The organism is Alteromonas sp. Cnat2-8, assembly GCF_022348355.1.
In the GTDB taxonomy this organism is placed as follows: domain Bacteria; phylum Pseudomonadota; class Gammaproteobacteria; order Enterobacterales; family Alteromonadaceae; genus Alteromonas; species Alteromonas macleodii.
Window position 1 is genome coordinate 80132 of sequence record NZ_JAKREX010000003.1, and the last position, 21925, is coordinate 102056.

Here is a 21925-nt window from a genome sequence, read left to right on the forward strand (position 1 = left end):
ACGCACCGTTCATATGGCTTTAAAACTTACCTATTTTGGCATTTCGCCCCCTGGTCTTCGGTTTGGTGTTTTTCTAAATACTTTCAAAAATTAGTTTTTAAATTTATGAGGAACATGAAATGAGCCAATTAGGATATCGTCTTCATCAAATGGTGAACGACACTCACCGCGAAAGTAGCTTTAGCACTAGAGCTACCCGAAGCAAAGTTTTAAACCTTGCTGCAAAGCAGCTACTCAAACATGGTTATAGATTAAAAGATCCGATCGGCCTTAAGACCAAGCATATCAATCATCTTGTTACACGTTGGCAAGATGAAGGTCTGGCAGCAAAAACAATAAAAAACAGAATGGCGGCTTTGCGTTGGATTGCCGAAAAAATAGGTAAACCTAATATCTGTTCACGTAGCAATGATGATTACGGCATTCCAAGAGTTCGCAACAACCCAATTGGCAAGTCAAAAACGTTAGAGATGGATAAGCATGCCAAGATCAAGAGTGACTTAATCAAGCTTTCCCTGCGTTTGCAGCAAGAGTTTGGGCTTAGAAAAGAGGAGTGTATGAAATTCAGCTTGTCTTATGCTTTGATAGACGCTAACACTCTACAAATAAAAGGCTCATGGGCTAAGGGTGGCAAATACCGCACCATCCCAATTCTAAAAGAATCTCAACGACAACTTATTCGTGATATTTCCGCTGTTACTAAAGGCGCACTTATCGAACCTTATAAGAACTATAAATCACAAATGGGTGAGTATGATCGCGAAACTATCCGAGTTGGATTAAATAAAAATCACGGATTACGTCACCATTACGCAAGGGAACGTTATTTAGAGCTTACAGGTTGGAAATGCCCTGCCGACGGAGGCCCGCATAGAAGAGAGCTTACCCCCTCTGATTATGAGCACGATACCAATGTCCGTGAGAAAATAAGCCGTGAACTGGGCCATGAACGATTGAAGATCACCTATGCCTATTTAGGTAGCTAGAATTTGGCATGCCAAATCGACAAGAGCAGCATTTTTAAAAAAATAGCAAACCTAGTCTATAGCGTATTTGCAATTTCAGGCTTTGGTAGAGCACCCATGCCACTCTTTTATTTCGCGAGCGGGCTTATTGATTTCATTCCGATATAGCTGATTAATAAAATCAGCGCAGAACCTTAAAGTTGATAATGAGCCGGGATGAAGAGTTGTCCCTCCGTGGGCTAGGCCATTTCTTAGTCCTGGCATTATTTCTATCAAAGACTTGCTGTATTCAGTTGAGGATACATCCAGAGGTTTCCTTAGGTGGGAAAACCCGATGTCTTTTATTAATCCCCAACTTATTGATTTTTTAATGAGTTTTGGAAATGGCCAGTGATGTTCTAGGCGTTGTTTCAATGCATACTCTACCGTCGAGTAAGCTTTCATCTCACATACTTGATGGAATGGGTAGCAGTACCAAGAGTACGCGGCTAAATTCTTCGCGACATTAAACTGGCTCCTAACATCCTCGGGAACCACCGCATCCAATGAAACATGCGAGATCGACTGATATATTTCTTCTAAGGAAATTGAACGCATTTCCCCCGACTCTTCGTCGAGAACACTCCAAAAGGTATTCCTTTCATCCGCTGACAACAGGTTTTCAAGAGACTTAAATTCTTCCACGCTTCACACTAATCAACATTGCGATGACCAATCCAATATTTTCTCTGCCAGTTCGTCTTCAATGCAGAACAAGAAGGCAGTTGGCACTCTCAAAACTGCGCTTAAGGCCTCAACAGTTTTAAAGTCTGGGGCATGAACGCCACGTTCGTATTGGTTCATGCGAGCAGACGCAACAAAGCTATCCATCCCCGCCATTATTCCTAATTGCTTTTGGGATAGACCAAGTCTTGTTCTTGCTTGCTTTAGCCGTGTTGGAAACGGCGAACCATCATTACATTTCAACTGGTGTACGAGATCTGCTATTGAAAACTAAGATTTTCTTAGCTTTAATAGGAATTGGATACTAAGGAATACTTAGCTTTTAATTTGGCATGCCAAATTGGGATTGGATAGGAGTAGCGATTGTGGAAACGTTTTTTTTTGTAATATTTGGAATTGTTTACCTTTTAGTTTGGGTATCTACTGCTGATGATGAATCGTCAGACAAAAATGATCAGCTTGACCAACTCGACGATGGTATGGGAAATATCATCGCTGATGGCAAGCATATGTCTCGTCAAGAGGCTGAGGATGCTCAGGCGCGCGGAGAACTATACGACACTTATTACTAGAGCTAATACATAGGCCAATTTGGCATGCCAAATTGGGGGCAGATTTTATGAACGATGAAAAATTGATTAATAACTCTGAGCTACGGCCATTTTTACCCGCGTTTGCTGAGATCAAACATCGACTGTGTGGTATTGAAGTTGAATGTGAGCCACTAGGCTTTTCTTTTGATAAGGATGTTCAGACTGAAGAGGAGATATTATTCACTTTAATATCCCAAAAGGCGTTTGCGTTCGATGTCTCAAACGAATATGGGGCTGTCTGGGATGTAAGACTGGAGCCCTTTTCAAAGTTTAAAGCGCGCAGCACCAAAATAACATTCCCGTTTACCGGCTATAATCCTAATAAGCGGCAGCAAATCAGTAATTGGGTTATCGAATTGTGTAATTGGGAAGGTGACGTATTTACCGGCATCACCAGGCATTAAAATTAATAGGAACTGCTATGACAACATATGAATGGTTTCAAATGTGGGTTTTAATGGTGCTGGCAATTCGCGCTACTCGCCACTACGACAAACTAAAACACGATCTATTTGAAGCAATTAAAGAGGGGAGAATATAGTTATGGCTCCGTTGCTTACAGGATGCGCCATGGTTCTGGCGTTGGTGATATTTTTTGCTTTGTTATTTCATTTTAATCGCGACAATCTCAATAAATTCGACTGATATCCACTCTTTTGAGCCAAGGAGTTAGGCATGCCTAATTCTTGGTGCCCAAAAACAGCGTTTTGCCTCCTGTTTTATGCGCAAGTAACGTACCTAAACCCGCTAATCCCGCATTTTTAAAGGCTTGAAAAACCCATCGAAAGTTCCCCTACCTTTCTCCGCTCACGATTAAGGACCTTGTGGCACTCTGTTCTAAACAGTTTCACACGCTCATATAGCGTTTCGAATTATAAGGAACAGCACCAATGCTAAAAGCAAAACCTGACGGGATTTACGCCCTTAACAAAGATGGTGAAGAGAGAAAGATTTCCGGTCCGATAGAAGTGAAGGCTATCGTCTCTTCGCACGATAAGCGAGATGACTTTGGCCGACTTTTAGAGTGGAAAAACTACTTTGGCTTACCGATTCGTGAAGTACTACCAATGGGAGAAGTTGATGACAACTTTGCAAAGAAATTTAAAAAGAGGCTGCTTAGGTCAGGCTTTCAACTGTCGCCAGGAAAATACTCGTGGGAATCTCTTTTAGCCTACTTAATCGAAACTCCATGTAATAAGCATGCATATAGCGTGAGACAAAGCGGTTGGGTGGACGGCCAATTCGTGACTCCGGATTGGAGTATTGGCCGATATGAGACTCCGGCAGTTTATGTTGGTGATTTTGCTGGTGACAGCTTAGTTGAATCAGGCTCTCTATTGGACTGGCAACAAAATATTGGAAAATATTGCCGAGGTAATCCAATCATGATTCTTGCAGTATGTACTGCACTTGCGGCCCCTATTATTGGATGGACTGATTTGGAGAGCTTTGGAATACAAATCGTCGGCAGCTCAAAATCAGGCAAGTCTACAGTGATGAAAGTGGCTGCCAGTATCTATTCAGATCAAACCTACTGGGAGACTTGGAGCTCAACATCTAACGGTATTGAATCTATCGCTCGTGCGCGAAATAACATGTTGCTTTGTCTTGATGAATTTAAGCAATGCCCCGCGCAAGATATAGGCCAGTTAATTTATCACTTGTGCAATGGCGTATCAAAATTAAGAAGCCAGCAAGATGGTGCACTGGATAAGCGCTACCGTTGGCGCACAATATTTCTCAGTACCGGCGAGCTTACCCTTGAAGAGCTTTTGTTGGGCATCAATCAAAGTGTTAGCGCAGGGCAATCAGTCCGGTTGATAGAGGTTCCAGTATTTAGCAAATATGACGCTTTTGAAAATACTCATGGGTTTACATCGGCTAAAGAGTTTGCTGAGTACTTATCATCCTGCGTAGGTAAGTACCATGGCACTTTCATCAAATCGTGGGTGGAAGCCCTCTCAAAATTTGATTGCCCCAATAATGAGGTTATTAAAGAGTACAAAGATATTCGGGAGCAATGGCCGTGGCCAAAAAACATTGAGAGTCAGGCTAATAACGTTTTAGATAAGTTTGCTCTGCTAGCGGCCGCGGGGGAAATTGCCATTAATTTAGGGCTGTTGCCATGGCACTTAGGTGAAGCTAAAGATGCATTGGAACAAGTAGCAACAATTTGGCTAGATGACCGGAATAGCACCGAAAACTCAGAAAGTAAGAAAATTATTAAGAAGCTTATCAAGTTAATCAATAAGTGGCGGCATAGCCTGAGCCCTCGGGGGGAATCACATAATGGGAGCATAGGATTCTTTGAATCAGAGCCGGACCTGGCTTGGTACATCCCTCAGCAGTTATTCAAATCGGAAGTAATTGAGTCTGTTGCTCATGAATACAGTCAAACAGTCCATTACATGCTTCAAAAAGGTTGGGCCCTTTCCAATGAAGGCGCGCGACGCACATTTAAAGTAGGAGGAGAGCGATTTATTAAGTTCTTTCCAGAAAAAATCTGTCGCGAATGCGGTGAAAGTGTGGATCTATCCCACTTTTACGAAAATGATAACTTATTGAATAGTAATGCTAATCCCACTTTCCCAGTTTCCCAGAGCGAGAATTACTAATGCTTACTGACCAGCTATTTGACGAGATTAAATGCGTGATTGAAAGCCAACTTTGCAAAGTAGCGCTCAACAGCAAAGAGTTCCTCACATTTGATGAATGTGTTCAGTACACAGCACTAAGCCCTAATTTTTTGCGGCAACAAGTACGGGACGGGTTGCCCAGCTACAAGCTTGGAGTGCGGCGAACCTTTTTCAAGAGAACGGAAGTTGATGCTTGGGTACTAAAGAATCGAGTTGAACTGGGAGACGAACATGAATGACGAACTATTTGAAAAACGAGCGGGAATTTTAAAGCTTTATGGCGAAGAAGAGCGGTTGATAAGCGAGACTGAGCGCTGCCGCAGAACCGGCATTAGCCGCACTACCTGGTGGCGTATGCAAAAGGCGGGAGAAACTCCGCCAGCCTCCAGCGTGGGTAAAGGAAAAGCCCGTTGGTTGCTGTCTGATGTTTTGCTTTGGATGTGTCGAAATGAGTAGACACTTTAGCAACTTAAACTCATGATATGTCTGATATTTATTTTTTATACTTTTGGTGAATAAATGGCAATAAAGAAAGTTTGTTTAGGGCTTTTAGGCTTGTTTATGGTTTCTTTTGCGATCGTTATGACAATCTTATTTCTTAATGATTATAGCTTAATTGTGCTCTCCGAAGATGTGGCTGAGTTTTTCAAAACTTTTCAAGTGGTGTTTACTTCAATAGCTATTTTGTTTGCACTCATTTATTGGGTTCTTGCGTTTATAAATGATGGTTTTACTGATTATAGACTTCACGATATAGCTGGAGTCATTGGTAGCGCTATGTTTATGGCTGCGTTTTTAGGCATGATTTGGAGTGTAGATTTGTCATACCTTTTTATCTTAGGGGGGGTGTTTTGCTTATACTGTGTACTGATACCACTAGTTACAAGCTTTTCAGGGAAGTTTTCAAATGAAAAGTGGGAACCAGCACTAATTTGGGCTGTTATATTTTCAGTGTCAATATATGGGATGAGTACATTTTCAAATATTATAATTAATGAAATATTTGGAGTGGATGCTGTTTATTTTAGCCAGACAAAACCAATTGCAATGCTCCTTGCAGCTACACCGATAACTGCATTGATCTCTTTTTCGTGCCTCCTTTTTACAATTTTACCTTTTTTTACTAAAAGCAAAAAGTTTGACTTTTACACAGCAAATGGCTTTTTTGCCAGTTATGCAATATTAGTTCTTAGCTTGGCCTATGGAGGAAATATTGCTGGTGTTCTTGAAAAAACAGCTGTTATGGTGGATTTCAATAGTAATCATCCATGTAAAGTAGATGATGATATCAAAGGTGTTATATTTTTAGATCCAGCATTAAAAAATGTATTGGTCTACAACCCTAGTGCGGAGAAAAAGTATATAGTTCAGCCTTGTAATGCTAACTACAATCCCCTCTCTGAAGACACTGACCGAGAGGTTGAGGGAGGATAATGCTTTCTCAAGTTTTACGGGTAAAATGTGAGTTAGGCTAGCCTCTTCACTACTGAAGAAGAGGCTGTAAAGCGACTGATACTGCTTGGTGAATTTCCTTTCTCTCTTCAAAGAAGTCATGTTTGTTGTAAATTTCATCTAACTTACTGATTTGATGATTTAAGCAACGCTCTAAATGATCATCTTGAAACTTCATCCCGGCCGCAATAGATCTGAAAGTGCGCCTAAGGTCGTGAACTCTAAAGTGTTCCAAATCACCCATACGCTTTGGCGGTGGAACTTTCTTGCTTTTGTCTATACCGAACAGTGAATTAATAGCGCTGTTGATGGTATCAGGGCCCATATATGGTTTTTTGCTCTTTCGTCTAGCCGGAAATACATAATCTGAGCCATGTGAGCGAACTTTTAGTTCTTTAAGCCATTCAATAGCTAGTGGCGGTAACGGAATTTTGATAGCTCTAAAGTTTTTCTTGGTACGCTCTTTTGGTAGATGCCAAACCGCATTGTCTAAATCGAATTCATGCCATGGTGCTTGAATTAATTCAGATTTACGTACACCTAAAACCAATAACAAACAGCAGGCCAGGTAGTTGTCGCGAGTAAAAGACTCCGAGTATTTTCTGAATACGCTGAATGCTTGCTCCACTTCATCTATCGTCAATACTCGTTCTCGGCATAATTCATCCCCTCCAGCGTCTTTATAGCTAAAGGCTGACGCGGGATTGTTGAGTGTAATATTTAATTGAATAGCATGCTTAAAAAGGTTGTTAAGTAGATCAAGGACATCATTTGCCACAGTAGGTCGTCCACTGTCGGTAATGATATTTAGGATATCTCTAATGTGGAATGCGTTAACCTGCTCAACTTTAAGGTGACCAATGAATTTAGCAACATTGTTGTTATATTTACTTTTCGGAATATCAGGCCTTTTTAATCGTTTGAGCAGCTTATTTTCATACATATCTTGAAATAGCTCGTTAAAAGTCATCCCGCTATGTTTGGTGAGAGAGCTCAATGATAGTGGATCAATGCCTTCTCTGAGCATGGCTCTGACTGTTTCAGCCTCACCACGCGCTTCAGCTAGTGTCAGTTGCCCGAACTTACCCAGCGACTTTTCTCTCCTCTTTCCATTAAAGGAATATCTCAAGGACCAATAAGGTTCACCACGATTTGGAACGACAAACGATAACCCATTGCCATCGGAAGTTTTACTTGGCTTGCCTTTAGCAAGTATGTTGACTTGTTTAACTGTTAAATTTGGCATTTCTTCACCTCTTGTACTCACCAGTAGCTTGAGACTAGCAGTGAAAAATACTCACCACAATACTCACCAATTGAATGAAACAGAATGAAAAAATACGGAACCATAAAAAACAAAACCTCACTATAAAGTGAGGTTTTTCAAAGTGTTGTGGGTTTTTGTGAGCACTAGTGAGCTTTATTCAATATTCTGAATTTGCTCGCGCATCTGCTCAATCAGGACTTTAAGTTCAACCGCCGATTGTGTGATGTCGGTGCTGATAGACTTTGAACCTAACGTGTTCGATTCGCGGTTAAACTCCTGCATCATGAAATCAAGACGGCGACCTACTGCTCCACCCTTTTTAAGAATATTGCGGGTTTCCTTAACGTGAGCATTCAGACGATCTAACTCTTCTGCCACGTCTACTTTTTGCGCCAGCATGATCATTTCTTGTTCAAAACGGCCTGCATCAAGTTCAACCTTTGCTTCTTCAAAGCGGGTTTGCACTTTTTCTCGCTGCCACACCATGATTTCAGGCATACGCGCGGATACTTTTTCAGCTTCCACTTCTATAGCGTCAAGGCGCTGCGTAATCATACCTTTAAGGGCTTCCCCTTCGGTTGCGCGGGCACTGATAAAATCGTTAAGAGCTTGATCGAACGCGGCCATTACGTCAGCGTGGATGGCGTCCATATCGGCTTCTTCCGCTGCAATTACCCCAGGCCAGCGCAAAACGTCTAGTGGGTTAACCCCCGTGGATTGGCCATGGGATTGCACCCAGTCAGCGGCGTGAAGCACTTGCTTAGCCAACTCTTCATTTAAGCTTAGCTTAGTTACAGCAGCATCGTTCGCGGTAAAACGCAGCGCACATTCCACCTTACCTCGGGCTAGCTTTTTACGGAATCGTTCACGTAAAACCGGCTCCAATGAGCGAAACTGTTCCGGCAGGCGAAAGTAAGTTTCTAAAAAGCGTTGGTTGACCGAGCGTATTTCCCACACGGCTGAGCCCCACTCTTTTTTGGTTTCTACGCGTGCAAACGCTGTCATGCTGTAAATCATAAATATCCTTTAAATTTAACTGAAAGCCTGCAAAAACAACCCGAACGTCGTGTTGTATACGTGAATATCTACAGCAGGTTTTCTTGTATTTTGTATATTAGCGCACATTTACGTAATTCAATAAGCAAACATGTAAAGTTCGTTTTTAACGGCCGCGGGTATTGCGTTATACTTAGGCGCAATTTCGTAGCTACATCGAATTTATAGGTTTTGACCGCGAATTGGGCTTTCTATTCACATATCGCCAATAAAACCTGTAAAACGCTACCCTTTTTTAAGCACTTACGTTGTGGAGAACACTATGCGTCCAAGCGGCAGAACCGCCAGTCAAATTCGCCCTGTTACAATTACTCGCCAATACACTTGTCACGCAGAAGGCTCTGTTCTTGTAGAGTTTGGTAACACTAAGGTGTTGTGTAATGCGACGGTAGAAGAAGGTGTGCCACGCTTTATGAAGGGCCAAGGGAAAGGCTGGATTACAGCTGAGTACAGCATGCTTCCACGTGCTACTCATACGCGAAGCGGCCGTGAAGCGGCGCGCGGTAAACAAGGCGGCCGCACGTTAGAGATCCAGCGTCTAATTGCGCGTTCACTACGCGCAGCGGTAGATTTAAAACTTCTGGGCGAAAACACCATTACGTTAGACTGCGACGTTATTCAGGCCGACGGCGGTACGCGTACAGCGTCAATTACCGGTGCGTGTGTAGCTCTTGTTGATGCACTTACTTACATGCGTGCTAAAGGCATTATCAAAACTAACCCGCTTAAACATATGATTGCCGCCCTTTCAGTAGGTATTTACGAAGGTACGCCAATCGCTGACCTTGAGTACACCGAAGACTCTGAGGCAGAAACAGATATGAACATTGTAATGACCGAAACCGGCAAGCTGATTGAAGTTCAAGGTACTGCAGAGGGCGAACCGTTCTCGTTTGAAGAGCTTGACGAGATGCTGAAAATTGGTAAGCACGGTTTACGTGAATTGTTCGACATTCAAAAAGCGGCGCTAGCGTAAGCGAGTCATCGACACGTAGTTAGAACCAACGCGTAAATTAGAAATTAAGAGGTCATCATGAAAGCGTTTCAGCGTGATTTTATTGAGTTTGCCATTGAACGTGGCGTACTGAAATTTGGCGAATTCACTTTAAAGTCAGGCCGCGTTAGCCCGTACTTTTTCAATGCCGGTTTGTTTAATCGCGGTGGCGATTTGGCTAAGTTGGGGCGTTTTTACGCTGATGCGTTAATGGACGCAGGCGTTGCGTTCGATGTACTTTTTGGTCCAGCCTATAAGGGCATTCCTATTGCGACAACAACAGCCGTTGCATTGGCCGATAGCCACAAGCTTGATGTCCCTTATTGCTTCAACCGCAAAGAAGCGAAAACCCACGGTGAAGGCGGCAATCTAGTTGGCAGCCCACTAGAAGGTAAGGTTATGCTGGTGGATGACGTGATCACTGCGGGTACGGCTATTCGCGAATCGATGACCTTAATCGAGCAACAGCAGGCTAGCTTGTCTGGCGTGCTGATTGCGCTAGACAGACAAGAGCGCGGTAATGGCGAACTGTCAGCTATTCAAGAGGTCGAGCGCGACTTTGGCACTCAGGTTATCTCTATTGTATCGCTTGCCGATGTCGTGGCTTATCTGACCGAGAAAGGCGGGTTTGATAGCGAAATCAGCGCCATTAACACCTATCGTGAAAATTATGGCATCTGATTTTGACAGCGCATTTAGCGCGGCTAGTCAGCATTTAGATGCGCTAGGATTGCGTTGCCCAGAGCCAGTAATGATGGTGCGTCTGAATATTCGAAAGCTGGCCGATGGGGAAACTTTATCGGTCACGGCTGACGATCCCTCAACGGCCAGAGATATTCCTAGCTTTTGCCGCTTTATGGACCACACGCTGGTTGCGTCTCAAACCGAGACCATGCCTTACCAATACGTTATTAAGAAAGGGCGCGCTTGAGCGCCTTTTTTGTTACTGTTTCTATTCGCGGCCGCTAGCAGCCTGCAATAAAAGTTGCTTCAAAACCTGCTTGCTTCGCGAACAGGTACAGTGAATATCTGTCATGTGTAGCACTTCACCATTAAGCATTTTTTGAAGTACAGAAGCTCTAACGTTTAATGAGACAAAGCCGTCTTCGCTTGAAATTTGTTTCGACGCCATAACTATCTCCTTTTATCTAAAGTATTTAATGCACGGCCACAGAAGCGAGTCGTTTGCTTGCTTGGGGGACATAGGTTTGCTCAAGGGTATGCTGAATGGCCGCGATTAGCCTGCATATAGAAGGATTGGTGGCATGCAGGGGTAATATGGCAATAAGCTGTTGCTGACATTCTTGTAAAATAGCGTGAGATTCTCGCTTCCTATGTTCTTCGGCAAGCAGAGAAGATAAGTACATTCCCATAGTGGAAAAAGCGAGTACGTCTTCTTGAACTACACTGACTTTCTGCAAAGAGGTAGGCTGAAGCGCATTAAGGATAACCTTTGCGGCCTCAAAGGTTTGATAGCCTAACTCTCTCGCATAATCCAATCTGCCCTGTTGATGGGCTTGCTGCGTCTGCGCTTGCATAGCATAGCGATGCTGTCGCGCGTTTGAAGGGTTTAGCTGTAGCCACTTTTTGTAAACTGGGCATAGCCGCTGAACATTCATATAAGCACCTCCTGTTTTTTATTACATTAGTGCAAATAAGAATCATTATCAAATGTAAAGTTCAAAAAATCTATTGGGTTGATTTGATATTTACGTTGTCGTGAACCAACGGCATCGTTTGTCTCGCCTATTAAGTACTTTGAGTCACTAGTACAGGCGAGCTTATTAGCTGATTAAATTTGAAAGCCACCATAAAAGAAGCACCGCAACTGTGATAGCAATAACCGCTTTCATTTTGTAGCGCTTAATGAGCTGCTCAGCTTTGTCTCCTGTGTAATAAACCACGGCTGCGAGTCCGAAATAGCGAATTGAACGCGCAATAACAGTAGCTAAAAGAAAAAGCGGAAGTGAGTATTGGGTTGCACCTGCTGCAAGCATCGCAACCTGAAAAGGAATAGGGGCAATACCTAAGGTCATTACGAACCAAAAACCTTGGTTTTGCATCTGCTGTTTTACATTGTCGAATTGCTCTTGGCTAAAAAAAGTATCTATAAGCCACTGACCAACCATATCGAAGAGGTAGTAACCGAGGGCATAGCCGAAGACTGCGCCAATCACACAGCCTATGGTGGCCATTAATGCAATTTTCCAAAGCGACTCCCGTCTTGCTTGCATTAGTGGCACCATTACGGCTTCTAGTGGTATGGGAACAATGGTTGATTCTAAAAATGAGGCAAGAGTGATGCCCTTTAACATATGCTTAGAATCGACAAGTTTTTTGGTTTTGTGCTTAACCTTTTTACCTAGTTCCATGTAATCCCTACCACTTTATTTTCTCTACTGCTTGTAAACGACTCCATCTTTCATCACAAAAGACACGCTTTCCATAAGCGATATATCGTCAAGCGGGTTGCCTTGAACCGCAACAATATCAGCCAACTTACCCTCTTCCAGCGTGCCAAGAATATCGCTGATACCTAGTAAATTCGCGCTATTCACGGTGGCACTTAGCAGCGCGTCGGCAGGCTTCATACCAGCTTCAACCATTAATGAGAACTCTTGCGCATTGTCTCCGTGGGCTGATACACCACTGTCTGTACCAAAAGCAATTTTTACGCCTGCTTTATGTGCTTGTTCAAAGGTATTTTGGATAAGCGGGCCAATGGCTGCAGCTTTCGGGCGCACCAATTCCGGAAAGAAGCCATCAATTTTGGCTTTGTCTGCTACAAACTTTCCTGCCAGTATTGTTGGTACATAGTAGGTGCCGTGCTTCTTCATTAATTTGCGGATTTCGTCATCCATATAAGTGCCGTGTTCGATAGAATCTACACCGGCTTCAATAGCCCGCTTCATTCCCTCTTTCCCATGCGCGTGCACCGCCACTGTCATACCGTAGTCTTTTGCCGTTTCAACAATTGCTTCTAATTCATCGGTCATGAATTGTGGGTTTTGGCCGCTTTTAGCTACGCTCAATACGCCGCCGGTTGCGGTGATCTTGATTAAGTCCGCACCATCTTGGTAACGAGTTCTTACTGCTTCACGGGCTTCAGCTTCGCCATTAACCACACCTTGCTTAGGGCCTACGTCTGGGCGAAGTAAATGAGATAAGCCATTACTTGGATCGGCGTGCCCGCCTGTAGTGGCAATAGATTTGGCAACGGTATAGATTCGCGGACCTGTAGCATAGCCTTTACTAATAGCGTTCCTTAGCGCAACGGTTTCGTTGTAGCCATCCCCTAAGTTGCGAACCGTGGTGAAGCCCGAATCTAACGTAATCTTAGCGTAGTTCGCTGCCCGTAATGCATAGTCGGCTTCATTTAGTGAAAAGCGCTCCAGATACGTTTGTGGACCACCATGTTGAGAAGACAAATGAACATGCATGTCCATCAGACCTGGCATAACGGTTGACGTCTTCAAGTCGATGACAGTATCGCCTTCTTGGGCTTCAGCAAACCCCTTTTTTACCGCTTTGATCTTGTTGTCTTCAACAACAATAGTCACATTTTCCTGAAGAGAGTTTGATGTGCCAGTAAACACTTTTCCTGCATGAATCAGCGTGTCGGCTACAGTGGAAAAGGGCGATGAGAGTAAGGCACTGGCAACAGCCAGCGTAATCAGAGGCTTTTTCATGATATAGGTCTTCTTGTTGATTGTTTTATAGACTATATCGAATGTAATGCAGTCAGAGGTATAACGCAAAACAAAGCGCTGTTAACGGTGCTTTATTGAAGATGAATTACGTTTTGATATGTTCGAAGAGACAGAAGCAACAAAGTAGGCTAGTTGCTTACTTCACCTAAAATAAAGGTGATGCCGTTTGACTGAATACTAAATTGCGTGCCGGCTTCATCCGGTTTTTCATCAGCTTGTTCAAGCAGTTGATAATAGGCATTTTGATGTAGTCTTGCCCACAAGTTTCTGCGAACGCATAGGTAGGGAATGGGCGTTGCCTCTGGATCTTGTATGGCTTTAGGCGGAACGCGAAGTTCGAGCTGATCAGCACGCTCTAACCTTACAATGTCGCCTGTTTGTGTGGTAAACACATAGGTGCTGTCACTTGCTGATTCACCCTGTTCTCTATGCCATTGAGTTACAAGAAAAGGTGTGTCTTCAACGGTAATGCCTACTTTCTCTACGGGAGTAACTAAGAAGTACTTGTCACCTTCCCGCTTTAACACCGAAGCAAAAAGCTGAACCAAGCTTGCGCGCCCAATAGGACTGCCTTCATAAAACCATCTTCCATCAAGCGCTATAGTTAGATTAATGTCACCGCAAAAATCGGGGTTCCATTGTTCAACAGGAGGTAAAGGGCGCGCTTTTGACGACGTGCCCTTAAGCTGCTGCTGAAATCTAGTTAGATCCACGCTCTTCAACCAATACTTTCAGTTCGCGTAGCTTTGCCTTTATGCGACGCATGTTATCTGGGCCAGTACGAAGAAGTTGTTTCTGTGGCTCGTTTAAACTCTCTAGACGATCATCAGCATACTTGTAGGCGACCGAGTCGGTGTAAACCTCTACAGGAACCGGCACTTCAGGTGTATCAAGAAGCTGATCAATCGCTTCAAGCAATACGCTGTTGAAGTCTTGGTCAGGGCTTCCAATTTCGGCGTACTTCGCCTGAATATCGTCTTTATAAATACCGTATATGTTAAGCAGTGCTTCGTTGTTGAATGACTCCAACATATCTACGTATGGTGTATAACGTTTATAGCTTGCTGCATCAATCCATTGCTTGCCTGCTTGAGAGTATACGCGGAAGTTCTGCTCAGGTGGCGTTAGTAACTGGTGATTAGGCGCCATTTCATCATTTGCTAGATTCGTAACCGACACCACAAAGCGTTGAATTAGACCTTCATCAACCAGCATGCGGTTAACGGTTTCTTCGCTCGCAGACGAACTCTCAATAAGTGAAGCTTTCACCGCAGGATCGCTGGTATCCAGAGGTTCCGGTTCTGGTTCAACTGGCTCTGGAAGCGGCTCAACCTCGTCTTTTTCCTCAAGCTCTACTGTTGGGGCTGGCTGAGTAGGCTCAAATACTTCAGGCTCTTCTGGCGTAGTCACTTCAGGTTCAGTCACTTCGGGCTCAGGCGTAACTACTGGCTCAGGCTCATCGTCGCTGGGCCAAAACACAACAGCCAGAATAACAACAAGAAGGATGCCTACAATGATAAAGTGTGGGCCTAACGATTTCTTTTCCGACGATTCGCTCATAATGACTCCGCTACAAAACTATCCTTTTGGTAATACTACCAGAGATAACACCCAAATTTAGAAAATCAATCAAGAGAAATGTTCCCTTAGATTGTAAATTCCTTATTTTGAACACTTTTTAACGTAAAAAAGTCACTTTCCGATTTCTTTTTATACAAATTTAGTGGAAAACCCTCATTTTTTCTTCTCATTCACATTCGATATTATGTAAATGCAAAAATAATTTTAAAACAAATGTTTAACAAATTGGGTTTGTGTACTAATGTGTTGATTAGTCATTGAAAAGCAAATGCTAGCTCGTTGTTATCTATAATAATTAGTGAATATTTCGAGCCTCACGACCCCGTTTCAACTTAAATGTGCCCTTATAGGATAATTAGCGTGAGTAAGTTTAGACAGTATCACCCTAAATTACACCGAGCAGTAAAACGCTACAGTGTTATGCAGCATCTAATCATGCTGGGAGTAATGCTTTATCTCCTTTTAAATATCAATAACTTGTCAACTAAGCATCAGATCATTGCTGTAGCGACTGTCATTGTTATGAGTATACAAAATGGCTTTATACTGTCTAAAGCGAAAGTCGCTTTAGCTGTTGAAGGCCCTAGGTTGCTGGTATTTCCATTACTATGGATTGCTTCTGGAATGGGAACGGCGGCGTTCCTATACAGTGCCTGCTCTCTTACATCCTTGCTGGTGTTGGCAAATGCAGTACGGTTTAAAAACCACCGACCTCCGCTAGATCTATCTAATGAACCTGAGCACCTTGCTTAACGTATATATTTTGCTTTTTCGCCCTAACTTCCGTCATTAAATAAGAATATAGGGCGTGCAAGGTGCATACTTGGTTCATGAGGTAGAAAAATGCAGAAGTTCTATTTTCGAGATATTGAAGAGTCGCCTACCGCGATAGATTATCTGGAAGTTCAGTCGTATGAGATGAATGTTTACCTGGTTTATCTCACTATCGGCAGTCAGAGTGGCATGCTTTACGACAACAAAGATAAGCCCATGCGTTTTTTTAGTGCCGGCCACATTCGCGAAGCCTTCGCGCATTGTCATGTTCAGCAGGCGGTGATGAAGCACGATACGCCTTACGATGAAATGATTGGCAACCCGCCAAAAAGTAAAGAGCAGATGGCGTTACCGTTCAGCATGGATTTGCCTTACTAGACTGTTGTACGAGTGCTATAGGCTCTTGAAGTGGGTCCTATTTGAGTTCTGTAAGGTTGCAGCGCAACGTTTTCACAGTAAAACATGGCACAGCACCGCAAAACCGATCCAAACGATAGATAAGCTGTGTAATAAGTAGTTTCCTACTCGCTTAACACACCAACGAAGTGCAGGTTATAGATTCAGCCATGTGCCTGCTGCCTTTCGCATATCTACTTTAGCTTTCAATCGTTTAGCCAACAGAAATAAGCCACCTAGCTTCCTGTGTATAAACAGGGCATCTACTGGCGGCGTATGCCAAAAATTGTGCTCCATAGTCAGCGCCATTCCCTTTTCGTGAAGCCTTGCAATGAGATCGCTTTGGCCAAAGTCATAAGCGCCCTCGCAGCGAATCGCTTCACACGCCTCCATACCAATGTTTATGACGGCGTCGACTTGCGTTTGAGAGTGGCTTTCGTCAATTAATCCTATGCGAAACGCGGCTTGCTGCATCATCGCTCTATCGTTGGCTGCGGCGCTGTTGAGTAACGCTTGATACTGGGCTGAAATGGCGTCAGGCACATCCCGTGTAGCACCAAAATCTAACAGAACGATTTCTTTTGTATCGGGTTTAAACTGATAGTTGGCTAAGTTAGGGTCGCTCTGCAGCAGCTTAAAATGAAAAATTTCATTAAAAAATAAAGTCATTAGCGCCGTCATCACGGCATCTCGGACGTCCTGAGGCTCGTTTAATAGCGCATCTAAGTCTTGCGCCTCTATGAAATCCATCGCTAACACGGTACTGGTGGTAAGGGGAGCAAAGGTTTGCGGAATGACAAACGCATTACTCCCCTTGTTTTGGATGTCGGTGCTTTCAACCAACGCGCGATAACGGTTGAGCATGTCAGCTTCTCGCACATAATCAGCTTCTTGGTGAAGCTGTGCTTTAGCCTCTTGTAAAAGCGGGTTGATATCTAATGATTTAGGTACCAAGCCAGTAAGTTTTATAAGTGTAGCTACGTTGTCTACATCGCTATCTATGCTTTTTTTCACGCCAGGATACTGCACTTTTACTGCTAACATCCGACCGTCCATCGTAATGACTTTATGCACTTGGCCAATAGAGGCCGCAGCTATAGGGGCAAAGGAAAAGTAAAGTAAGTCATCTTGCCATTTTTCGCCCCAAGACTGATTCAACGTGACAATTAGCTGGTCTTTTGGCATAGGGTCAGCATCATCCCGTAATCGCCCTAAAATTACCGCAAGCTCTTCGGGGAGAAAATCTCCTGCATCCATTGAAATAAGCTGCCCGAGCTTCATAGCTGCACCACGCATACTGGCAAGCTGATCTGCAATGTTTGAAATGTTTTTGGGCGTTAAGAGCAGCGAAGACAACGCGGGCTTCTCGCCCTTTAACAGTTGTCCTGCACCTTGTGATACTACGTTACCTGCAATTCTACCTGCCAATGAGCCCAAGCGGCCTATGCGCGATAAACGCGACGTCGGTACCGCTCTACTAGAACGGGTTGGTGATTCAGCGGATTTATTGGGCTTCTCTGCCATAGGCTCACTCAGTTTTATTAAAGACGAAGGGGAACGTTTGGTTTGTTATTGGCTAAACATAACCTAAAAAAGTAACTAGAGTTTATAAATTATACTGTCGGACAAAACGTCTGGATCGGGTTTCCAGCCCAAAGTCATTGAGGATCTGTTGACCATTGCTGTACATCAAAGATCAACAGGACTTAATGTTTAGGAAGTGAGGTTGCCAACAGGGCGATCAACGGATAAGACTTCTGTTTAAACAGAAGTCTGATTTAAAAGCCGCGTTTAGATTGCCCATAATGTACTTAAAAGAAATGTGGACTTGCCGTTCCTAGTCGCTCAGCGGTTTCTTACTAGGCGAGTTGCATAAGGCAATTGTATAAACACTGTGTGCTAGATTATCTGTGAAATAAATTGAATCACTAGTCCAACAACGCTTCCATAAGCAAACCCAGCCCAGCCACTTGTCGCTCTATAACGCCAAAGTGCTGCACCAAAAAAGCCACACCAAAGCATGGCAGAGTAGGTGGAAACAAGGCCGCCGCCCATCCCTGTATCTGGCAAAAACAGCATGACGACAAAGGTTAGCGCCATTGCGCCACTTAACAGCACCCACATGATATTTTTCTTATCAGCGAACGCATTGTTTTGTTTGACGTTCTTTGCATCGGCATCTTGCGTTTGCTGTGCATTTTCTGCTTGAACAGCGCACTGAGCTGCTTTAGATGCACGTAGTTTTCGTGCACTACGCTCACTTCTTGATTGGGGTTTCTTGACCTGTGAAGGCAACGGTGATGTAGCGCTATGGGTCATGATGTACCTCATTAACTGAATTTAGTAACTGTTTATCCACAATTAAGGTAGAGCATGCATGCCAAGATGACTATACGACTTCGGTCTCACACGACAATTAGAAAACGTGTTTTAGGATTTTCCCTATTCGAATGCGGCGCTCGAATTAGAGGGGGCAAAGGCTGAGGTAGGCATCCATTATCTACAAGAACACCGTGAAGCACGTAAACAAAAAAGCCCACCCGCAATCACTGCCGTTTGACAAGGAATGCGGGTGGGCTTTCATAAACTTATACCGTTAGGTATTAGTGATGGTCGCTATTTTGGCTTTTAAAGCTTACTTCCAGCAAATTTACGCTATCAGCAAAGGTCAGGGTTTTGATATCACCCTTGCCTTCTACATTTAGCGTATTCACTTGTTTCGGCCACAAGTCACGCAATGCATCATGGCGAATTTTAATGCCTTCAAGTACAGGCGGCTCAGCAGTTTCCTGATAAACCCAAAAGTGCTTACCTTCAACTTCAAAGCCAACATCAGCAAGCTTTAATGGCTCGCCTGCTGCATTTAAAATTGCAAAGTGGTGGGCGACGTAATCAGCGAATTGTTGCTGCGTTTTTATGTCGTCCATAATATCTGCGTGCTTGTCGAACAGCGCCTTAACCGCGTGTTCAGCATCGTGCAAATTAAAGCGGTGCATCACCTCAATATTTTCTGTTCTAGGATTGAACAGTACCGTGGTAATTGCTGCTTTTATTTGATGCGCTTGGGCTGCAGTGCTGTACGACACTGCGCTAACTAATAGCGCAGCCGTAATTGCGAATGCACTTACGCTAGCAAGCAGAGCATGAGCGTTCTGCTGCAAGCGAGCCAAAGACAACTTATTCGTCATCTTTGTCCTCGTCGTTGGTTTTCAGTTCGGTCTTTGAGTCGTGCATAAGGTCGCGGTACTCGTAAGTGTTACGCGGCTTATTCTTATACGCTTCAATACGCGAAGGAATGATACGACGCGGGTAGTGGTTATTTTCCACATCTACGTCTGCGGTTTCCCAGTGCGGATCAACGGTTACGCTTACCAGCTCTTTGTCTTTGTCGGTAACAATAAGCTTGCTTACGGCTTTAGGTGTACGACGCCAGATTTCCGCAGGAATACGCATTTCTTCTTTCGTGCCGTCTTCAAACGTTAGTTCAAGAATGATTGGCATCACCAACCCACCCTTGTTGCTGAAATCTAGCACGTAGTAGTTTTTGTCTTCTTTCACCGCACGCTCAAACGCTTTACGCTCCCAAGGCTCAAGATCTTTCAAGAATTTCTTGTACTTGTTACGCTCTTTGTTAGTTACGGTGTAACGATCGTTTTCGTCGTAGAAGTCACTGATATCTTCAAAGCGATCTACCCAAAGCTTTTTGCCTTCTTCTTTATTACGAAGGTCGGTAAGTGACTTCGGTTTTTCCATTTCTGCTTCGCGCTCGCGAGCAAAATCGATATCTGGATCTTCAGTGTCTAAACGAAGCTTGTATACGCTGTCTAGGCTAATATCTACATGGTCTGTGGTGTAAAACCAACCACGCCAGAACCAGTCTAGGTCAACGCCTGACGCCTCTTCCATAGTGCGGAAGAAATCTGATGGTGTAGGACGTTTAAACATCCAACGCTGCGCGTACTCTTTAAACGCGAAATCAAACAGCTCACGGCCAAGAATAGTTTCGCGAAGAATGTTAAGCGCTACTGCAGGCTTGGTATAGGCATTTGGGCCAAGGCGAAGTACTGAGTCAGACTGGGTCATAATTGGCACCTGCGTCTGAGACTTCATGTAGCCAGTGATATCACGTGGCTCAACGCCCCAAGGGATCGTAGGATCCCACTCGCGACCGGCAACGCCGTCTAGGAAGCTGTTCAGACCTTCATCCATCCATGTCCACTGGCGCTCGTCAGAGTTAACTGTCATAGGGAAATAGATATGACCTACTTCGTGAATAACCACGCCAATAAGGAAACGTTTCTCAGCAAGCGAGTACGTGCGTGAACCATCGTCACGAAGCTCTGTACGCGGGCCGTTGAAGGTGATCATGGGGTATTCCATGCCGCCAACTGGACCATTTACTGATTGGGCTACTGGGTATGGGTAATCGAAGCTAAAGCGGCTATAAACATCCATGGTGTGGATGATTGATTCTGTAGAATACTTCTGCCATAGCTCGCCACCTTCTTTCGGGTAGAAAGACATGGCCATTACCAATGGTTGAGTGTCACCGCCTTGCTGATAACCACGCGCATCCCACGCAAATTTACGCGAAGAGGCCCATGCAAAGTCACGTACGTTTTCTGCCTTAAAGGTCCAGGTTTTAAGCTTAGTCGTGCCTTCTTTTTCGTTCTCAATTGCTTCTTCTGGTGAAACAATGAATACGATACGGTCAGCTTTTTCTGCCTTTTTCAGACGGTCGCGCTGTGTTTTAGTTAACACGTCTTTCGGGTTTTGAAGCACACCAGTTGACGATACGATGTGGTCAGCCGGAACCGTAATATCTACTTCGTAGTTACCGAACTCTAGCGTGAACTCGCCACGGCCAATAAACTCTTTATTAGTCCATGCTTCGTAGTCTGTGTATGCAGCTAGGCGTGGGAACCACTGTGCTAGCAAGAAGATGTCGTTACCACCTTCACGTTCGTCATCTGGGAAATGCTCGTAACCTGCACGTGCTGAAACAGCGTCTTCTTCAACAATGTTAAACGCAAAATCGATATCAAACGTAACTTTGCTGCCTGGCTTCAACGGTTGAGCCAAGTCAACACGCATTAAGGTGCCAACTACTGTGTGACGTAAGTCATTGCCCGCTTTGTCTTCAACTCGAGAAATGGTATAGCCCAGCTCGTTGTCGTCAACAAACTGCTGACGGCGCAATGCACCCATGCTTAGCTTAGCTGGCGCATCGCCGCTAGCAGCTTGCGTACCCGGCCCGCGGTTACCGATACCGCCAAACGTGGTAGTAAGCGCAGACATTGAATCGTCGCGGAATTTGTTTTGGTCAAGCTGGATCCACAAGTACTTAAGCGTGTCTGGCGCGTTGTTGTGGTAAGTAATGGTTTCGCTTGCTTCAATGCGGCGTTTGTCTTCAAGTAGCTTTACGTCAATATCGTAATCTACTTGCTGTTGCCAATATTGGTGGCCTGGCTCACCAGCGGCGTTACGGTATACGTTTGGAGTAGGAAGAACTTCGTCCAGCTGACGGAATTTATCTTCGAAATCGCCTTTAGTTTGTTTAATAGCGGCGGTACTAGGAAGAGAAATCAGCATAGACAACACTGGCGCTAGCCAGAAAAAGTGTCGTTTTGCGGTGCTCATGCAGGTTCCTTGCAACTTGTAAGTTAGAATTGTTATAAGATAACACCGCCTAGTATATAAGTATGCCTGTCACAATCCAATTTTTTGACCGTAAACTAACCATGTTTTAACGCAAAAAAACTGTAACAGATCGTTTTG

General features: G+C 44.1%; 25 protein-coding genes. 11 read left to right on the forward strand and 14 right to left on the reverse strand.

All coding sequences use genetic code 11. The features are described 5' to 3' along the window. The first annotated feature begins 119 nt into the window (after window positions 1–119). Window positions 120–986 (forward strand): phage integrase N-terminal domain-containing protein, encoded by an 867-nt coding sequence (locus tag MHN00_RS08215; protein ID WP_069945242.1) that lies wholly within the window; start codon window positions 120–122, stop codon window positions 984–986. A gap of 75 nt (window positions 987–1061) precedes the next feature. On the opposite strand, the gene MHN00_RS08220 is transcribed toward MHN00_RS08215, so the two are convergent. Continuing rightward, a complete protein-coding gene (locus tag MHN00_RS08220; protein ID WP_069945241.1) occupies window positions 1062–1649 on the reverse strand; it encodes a hypothetical protein in 588 nt (195 codons plus the stop codon). A 12-nt stretch (window positions 1650–1661) separates the two neighbouring features. Further along, window positions 1662–1931, reverse strand: a complete 270-nt coding sequence (locus MHN00_RS08225) for a helix-turn-helix transcriptional regulator (protein ID WP_069945240.1) — start codon at window positions 1929–1931, stop codon at window positions 1662–1664. Between the two features lie 122 nt (window positions 1932–2053). Between MHN00_RS08225 and MHN00_RS08230 the strand changes: the two genes are divergently transcribed. The 5 genes from MHN00_RS08230 to MHN00_RS08250 all read left to right on the forward strand — a co-directional run bounded on the left by MHN00_RS08230 (window position 2054) and on the right by MHN00_RS08250 (window position 6351). Then, a complete protein-coding gene (locus MHN00_RS08230) occupies window positions 2054–2260 on the forward strand; it encodes a hypothetical protein (protein ID WP_239300892.1) in 207 nt (68 codons plus the stop codon). 47 nt (window positions 2261–2307) lie between these two features. After that, window positions 2308–2685 (forward strand): hypothetical protein, encoded by a 378-nt coding sequence (locus MHN00_RS08235; protein ID WP_170826523.1) that lies wholly within the window; start codon window positions 2308–2310, stop codon window positions 2683–2685. A gap of 486 nt (window positions 2686–3171) precedes the next feature. Beyond that, window positions 3172–4896 carry a DUF927 domain-containing protein gene (locus MHN00_RS08240; protein WP_069945238.1) on the forward strand — a complete coding sequence of 575 codons (1725 nt, stop codon included), beginning with the start codon at window positions 3172–3174 and terminating at the stop codon, window positions 4894–4896. A gap of 252 nt (window positions 4897–5148) precedes the next feature. Then, window positions 5149–5373: an AlpA family phage regulatory protein gene (locus MHN00_RS08245; protein ID WP_069945237.1), complete on the forward strand. Its 225-nt coding sequence runs from the start codon at window positions 5149–5151 to the stop codon at window positions 5371–5373. A gap of 63 nt (window positions 5374–5436) precedes the next feature. Then, window positions 5437–6351: a hypothetical protein gene (locus tag MHN00_RS08250; RefSeq protein WP_069945236.1), complete on the forward strand. Its 915-nt coding sequence runs from the start codon at window positions 5437–5439 to the stop codon at window positions 6349–6351. Between the two features lie 49 nt (window positions 6352–6400). Here the strand turns inward: MHN00_RS08250 and MHN00_RS08255 are convergent, their stop codons facing one another. Together MHN00_RS08255 and MHN00_RS08260 are read right to left on the reverse strand one after the other, a co-directional pair. Then, complete coding sequence (locus MHN00_RS08255) at window positions 6401–7615, reverse strand: site-specific integrase (RefSeq protein ID WP_069945235.1); 1215 nt, start codon at window positions 7613–7615, stop codon at window positions 6401–6403. Between the two features lie 174 nt (window positions 7616–7789). After that, the gene (locus MHN00_RS08260) at window positions 7790–8653 is read right to left on the reverse strand and encodes a YicC/YloC family endoribonuclease (protein ID WP_239300893.1); all 864 of its coding nucleotides are present in this window, start codon (window positions 8651–8653) and stop codon (window positions 7790–7792) included. Between the two features lie 301 nt (window positions 8654–8954). On the opposite strand from MHN00_RS08260, the gene rph reads away from it, so the two are divergent. From rph to tusA, 3 genes are read left to right on the forward strand one after another with little or no spacing between them, the layout of a single operon-like run. Further along, window positions 8955–9668, forward strand: coding sequence for a ribonuclease PH (rph, locus tag MHN00_RS08265; protein ID WP_014951432.1), 714 nt, complete (start codon window positions 8955–8957; stop codon window positions 9666–9668). 57 nt (window positions 9669–9725) lie between these two features. Beyond that, a complete protein-coding gene (gene pyrE / locus MHN00_RS08270; RefSeq protein ID WP_039228851.1) occupies window positions 9726–10367 on the forward strand; it encodes an orotate phosphoribosyltransferase in 642 nt (213 codons plus the stop codon). After that, complete coding sequence (tusA, locus tag MHN00_RS08275; protein ID WP_014951430.1) at window positions 10357–10617, forward strand: sulfurtransferase TusA; 261 nt, start codon at window positions 10357–10359, stop codon at window positions 10615–10617. Before pyrE ends, tusA begins: the two co-directional genes overlap by 11 nt. Window positions 10618–10638: 21 nt before the next feature. Here the strand turns inward: tusA and MHN00_RS08280 are convergent, their stop codons facing one another. From MHN00_RS08280 to MHN00_RS08305, 6 genes are all read right to left on the reverse strand, one after another. Further along, window positions 10639–10818, reverse strand: a complete 180-nt coding sequence (locus tag MHN00_RS08280; protein WP_014951429.1) for a hypothetical protein — start codon at window positions 10816–10818, stop codon at window positions 10639–10641. A 25-nt stretch (window positions 10819–10843) separates the two neighbouring features. Continuing rightward, on the reverse strand, window positions 10844–11305 hold the full coding sequence (locus tag MHN00_RS08285) for a hypothetical protein (protein ID WP_014951428.1): 462 nt from the start codon (window positions 11303–11305) through the stop codon (window positions 10844–10846). A 165-nt stretch (window positions 11306–11470) separates the two neighbouring features. Continuing rightward, window positions 11471–12058: a VTT domain-containing protein gene (locus MHN00_RS08290; RefSeq protein WP_131137210.1), complete on the reverse strand. Its 588-nt coding sequence runs from the start codon at window positions 12056–12058 to the stop codon at window positions 11471–11473. A 24-nt stretch (window positions 12059–12082) separates the two neighbouring features. Beyond that, window positions 12083–13375, reverse strand: a complete 1293-nt coding sequence (locus tag MHN00_RS08295; RefSeq protein ID WP_014951426.1) for an amidohydrolase family protein — start codon at window positions 13373–13375, stop codon at window positions 12083–12085. 149 nt (window positions 13376–13524) lie between these two features. Beyond that, on the reverse strand, window positions 13525–14109 hold the full coding sequence (locus tag MHN00_RS08300; RefSeq protein ID WP_202941495.1) for a DUF1285 domain-containing protein: 585 nt from the start codon (window positions 14107–14109) through the stop codon (window positions 13525–13527). After that, the gene (locus MHN00_RS08305; protein ID WP_014977825.1) at window positions 14096–14956 is read right to left on the reverse strand and encodes a DUF3014 domain-containing protein; all 861 of its coding nucleotides are present in this window, start codon (window positions 14954–14956) and stop codon (window positions 14096–14098) included. Before MHN00_RS08305 ends, MHN00_RS08300 begins: the two co-directional genes overlap by 14 nt. A 381-nt stretch (window positions 14957–15337) precedes the next feature. On the opposite strand from MHN00_RS08305, the gene MHN00_RS08310 reads away from it, so the two are divergent. After that, window positions 15338–15730, forward strand: a complete 393-nt coding sequence (locus MHN00_RS08310) for a hypothetical protein (RefSeq protein WP_014977824.1) — start codon at window positions 15338–15340, stop codon at window positions 15728–15730. A 90-nt stretch (window positions 15731–15820) separates the two neighbouring features. Continuing rightward, complete coding sequence (locus tag MHN00_RS08315) at window positions 15821–16129, forward strand: DUF6482 family protein (protein ID WP_014951422.1); 309 nt, start codon at window positions 15821–15823, stop codon at window positions 16127–16129. Window positions 16130–16303: 174 nt separating this feature from the next. On the opposite strand, the gene MHN00_RS08320 is transcribed toward MHN00_RS08315, so the two are convergent. From MHN00_RS08320 to MHN00_RS08335, 4 genes are all read right to left on the reverse strand, one after another. After that, on the reverse strand, window positions 16304–17671 hold the full coding sequence (locus MHN00_RS08320) for an AarF/ABC1/UbiB kinase family protein (RefSeq protein ID WP_239300894.1): 1368 nt from the start codon (window positions 17669–17671) through the stop codon (window positions 16304–16306). 375 nt (window positions 17672–18046) lie between these two features. After that, window positions 18047–18466, reverse strand: coding sequence for a hypothetical protein (locus MHN00_RS08325; protein ID WP_239300895.1), 420 nt, complete (start codon window positions 18464–18466; stop codon window positions 18047–18049). A gap of 284 nt (window positions 18467–18750) precedes the next feature. Next, complete coding sequence (locus MHN00_RS08330) at window positions 18751–19335, reverse strand: DUF6702 family protein (protein ID WP_239300896.1); 585 nt, start codon at window positions 19333–19335, stop codon at window positions 18751–18753. Beyond that, the gene (locus tag MHN00_RS08335) at window positions 19325–21787 is read right to left on the reverse strand and encodes a M1 family metallopeptidase (RefSeq protein ID WP_239300898.1); all 2463 of its coding nucleotides are present in this window, start codon (window positions 21785–21787) and stop codon (window positions 19325–19327) included. Before MHN00_RS08335 ends, MHN00_RS08330 begins: the two co-directional genes overlap by 11 nt. Window positions 21788–21925 lie beyond the last annotated feature (138 nt).

Excerpts from the sequence above, each read along its gene's own strand:
- MHN00_RS08215 (WP_069945242.1), top strand. The coding sequence starts at position 120 with ATGAGCCAATTAGGATATCGTCTTCATCAAATGGTGAACGACACTCAC.
- MHN00_RS08235 (WP_170826523.1), top strand. The coding sequence starts at position 2,308 with ATGAACGATGAAAAATTGATTAATAACTCTGAGCTACGGCCATTTTTA.
- MHN00_RS08240 (WP_069945238.1), top strand. The coding sequence starts at position 3,172 with ATGCTAAAAGCAAAACCTGACGGGATTTACGCCCTTAACAAAGATGGT.
- MHN00_RS08245 (WP_069945237.1), top strand. The coding sequence starts at position 5,149 with ATGAATGACGAACTATTTGAAAAACGAGCGGGAATTTTAAAGCTTTAT.
- MHN00_RS08250 (WP_069945236.1), top strand. The coding sequence starts at position 5,437 with ATGGCAATAAAGAAAGTTTGTTTAGGGCTTTTAGGCTTGTTTATGGTT.
- MHN00_RS08255 (WP_069945235.1), bottom strand. The coding sequence starts at position 7,615 with ATGCCAAATTTAACAGTTAAACAAGTCAACATACTTGCTAAAGGCAAG.
- MHN00_RS08260 (WP_239300893.1), bottom strand. The coding sequence starts at position 8,653 with ATGATTTACAGCATGACAGCGTTTGCACGCGTAGAAACCAAAAAAGAG.
- rph (WP_014951432.1), top strand. The coding sequence starts at position 8,955 with ATGCGTCCAAGCGGCAGAACCGCCAGTCAAATTCGCCCTGTTACAATT.
- pyrE (WP_039228851.1), top strand. The coding sequence starts at position 9,726 with ATGAAAGCGTTTCAGCGTGATTTTATTGAGTTTGCCATTGAACGTGGC.
- tusA (WP_014951430.1), top strand. The coding sequence starts at position 10,357 with ATGGCATCTGATTTTGACAGCGCATTTAGCGCGGCTAGTCAGCATTTA.
- MHN00_RS08280 (WP_014951429.1), bottom strand. The coding sequence starts at position 10,818 with ATGGCGTCGAAACAAATTTCAAGCGAAGACGGCTTTGTCTCATTAAAC.
- MHN00_RS08285 (WP_014951428.1), bottom strand. The coding sequence starts at position 11,305 with ATGAATGTTCAGCGGCTATGCCCAGTTTACAAAAAGTGGCTACAGCTA.
- MHN00_RS08290 (WP_131137210.1), bottom strand. The coding sequence starts at position 12,058 with ATGGAACTAGGTAAAAAGGTTAAGCACAAAACCAAAAAACTTGTCGAT.
- MHN00_RS08295 (WP_014951426.1), bottom strand. The coding sequence starts at position 13,375 with ATGAAAAAGCCTCTGATTACGCTGGCTGTTGCCAGTGCCTTACTCTCA.
- MHN00_RS08305 (WP_014977825.1), bottom strand. The coding sequence starts at position 14,956 with ATGAGCGAATCGTCGGAAAAGAAATCGTTAGGCCCACACTTTATCATT.
- MHN00_RS08315 (WP_014951422.1), top strand. The coding sequence starts at position 15,821 with ATGCAGAAGTTCTATTTTCGAGATATTGAAGAGTCGCCTACCGCGATA.
- MHN00_RS08320 (WP_239300894.1), bottom strand. The coding sequence starts at position 17,671 with ATGGCAGAGAAGCCCAATAAATCCGCTGAATCACCAACCCGTTCTAGT.
- MHN00_RS08325 (WP_239300895.1), bottom strand. The coding sequence starts at position 18,466 with ATGACCCATAGCGCTACATCACCGTTGCCTTCACAGGTCAAGAAACCC.
- MHN00_RS08330 (WP_239300896.1), bottom strand. The coding sequence starts at position 19,335 with ATGACGAATAAGTTGTCTTTGGCTCGCTTGCAGCAGAACGCTCATGCT.
- MHN00_RS08335 (WP_239300898.1), bottom strand. The coding sequence starts at position 21,787 with ATGAGCACCGCAAAACGACACTTTTTCTGGCTAGCGCCAGTGTTGTCT.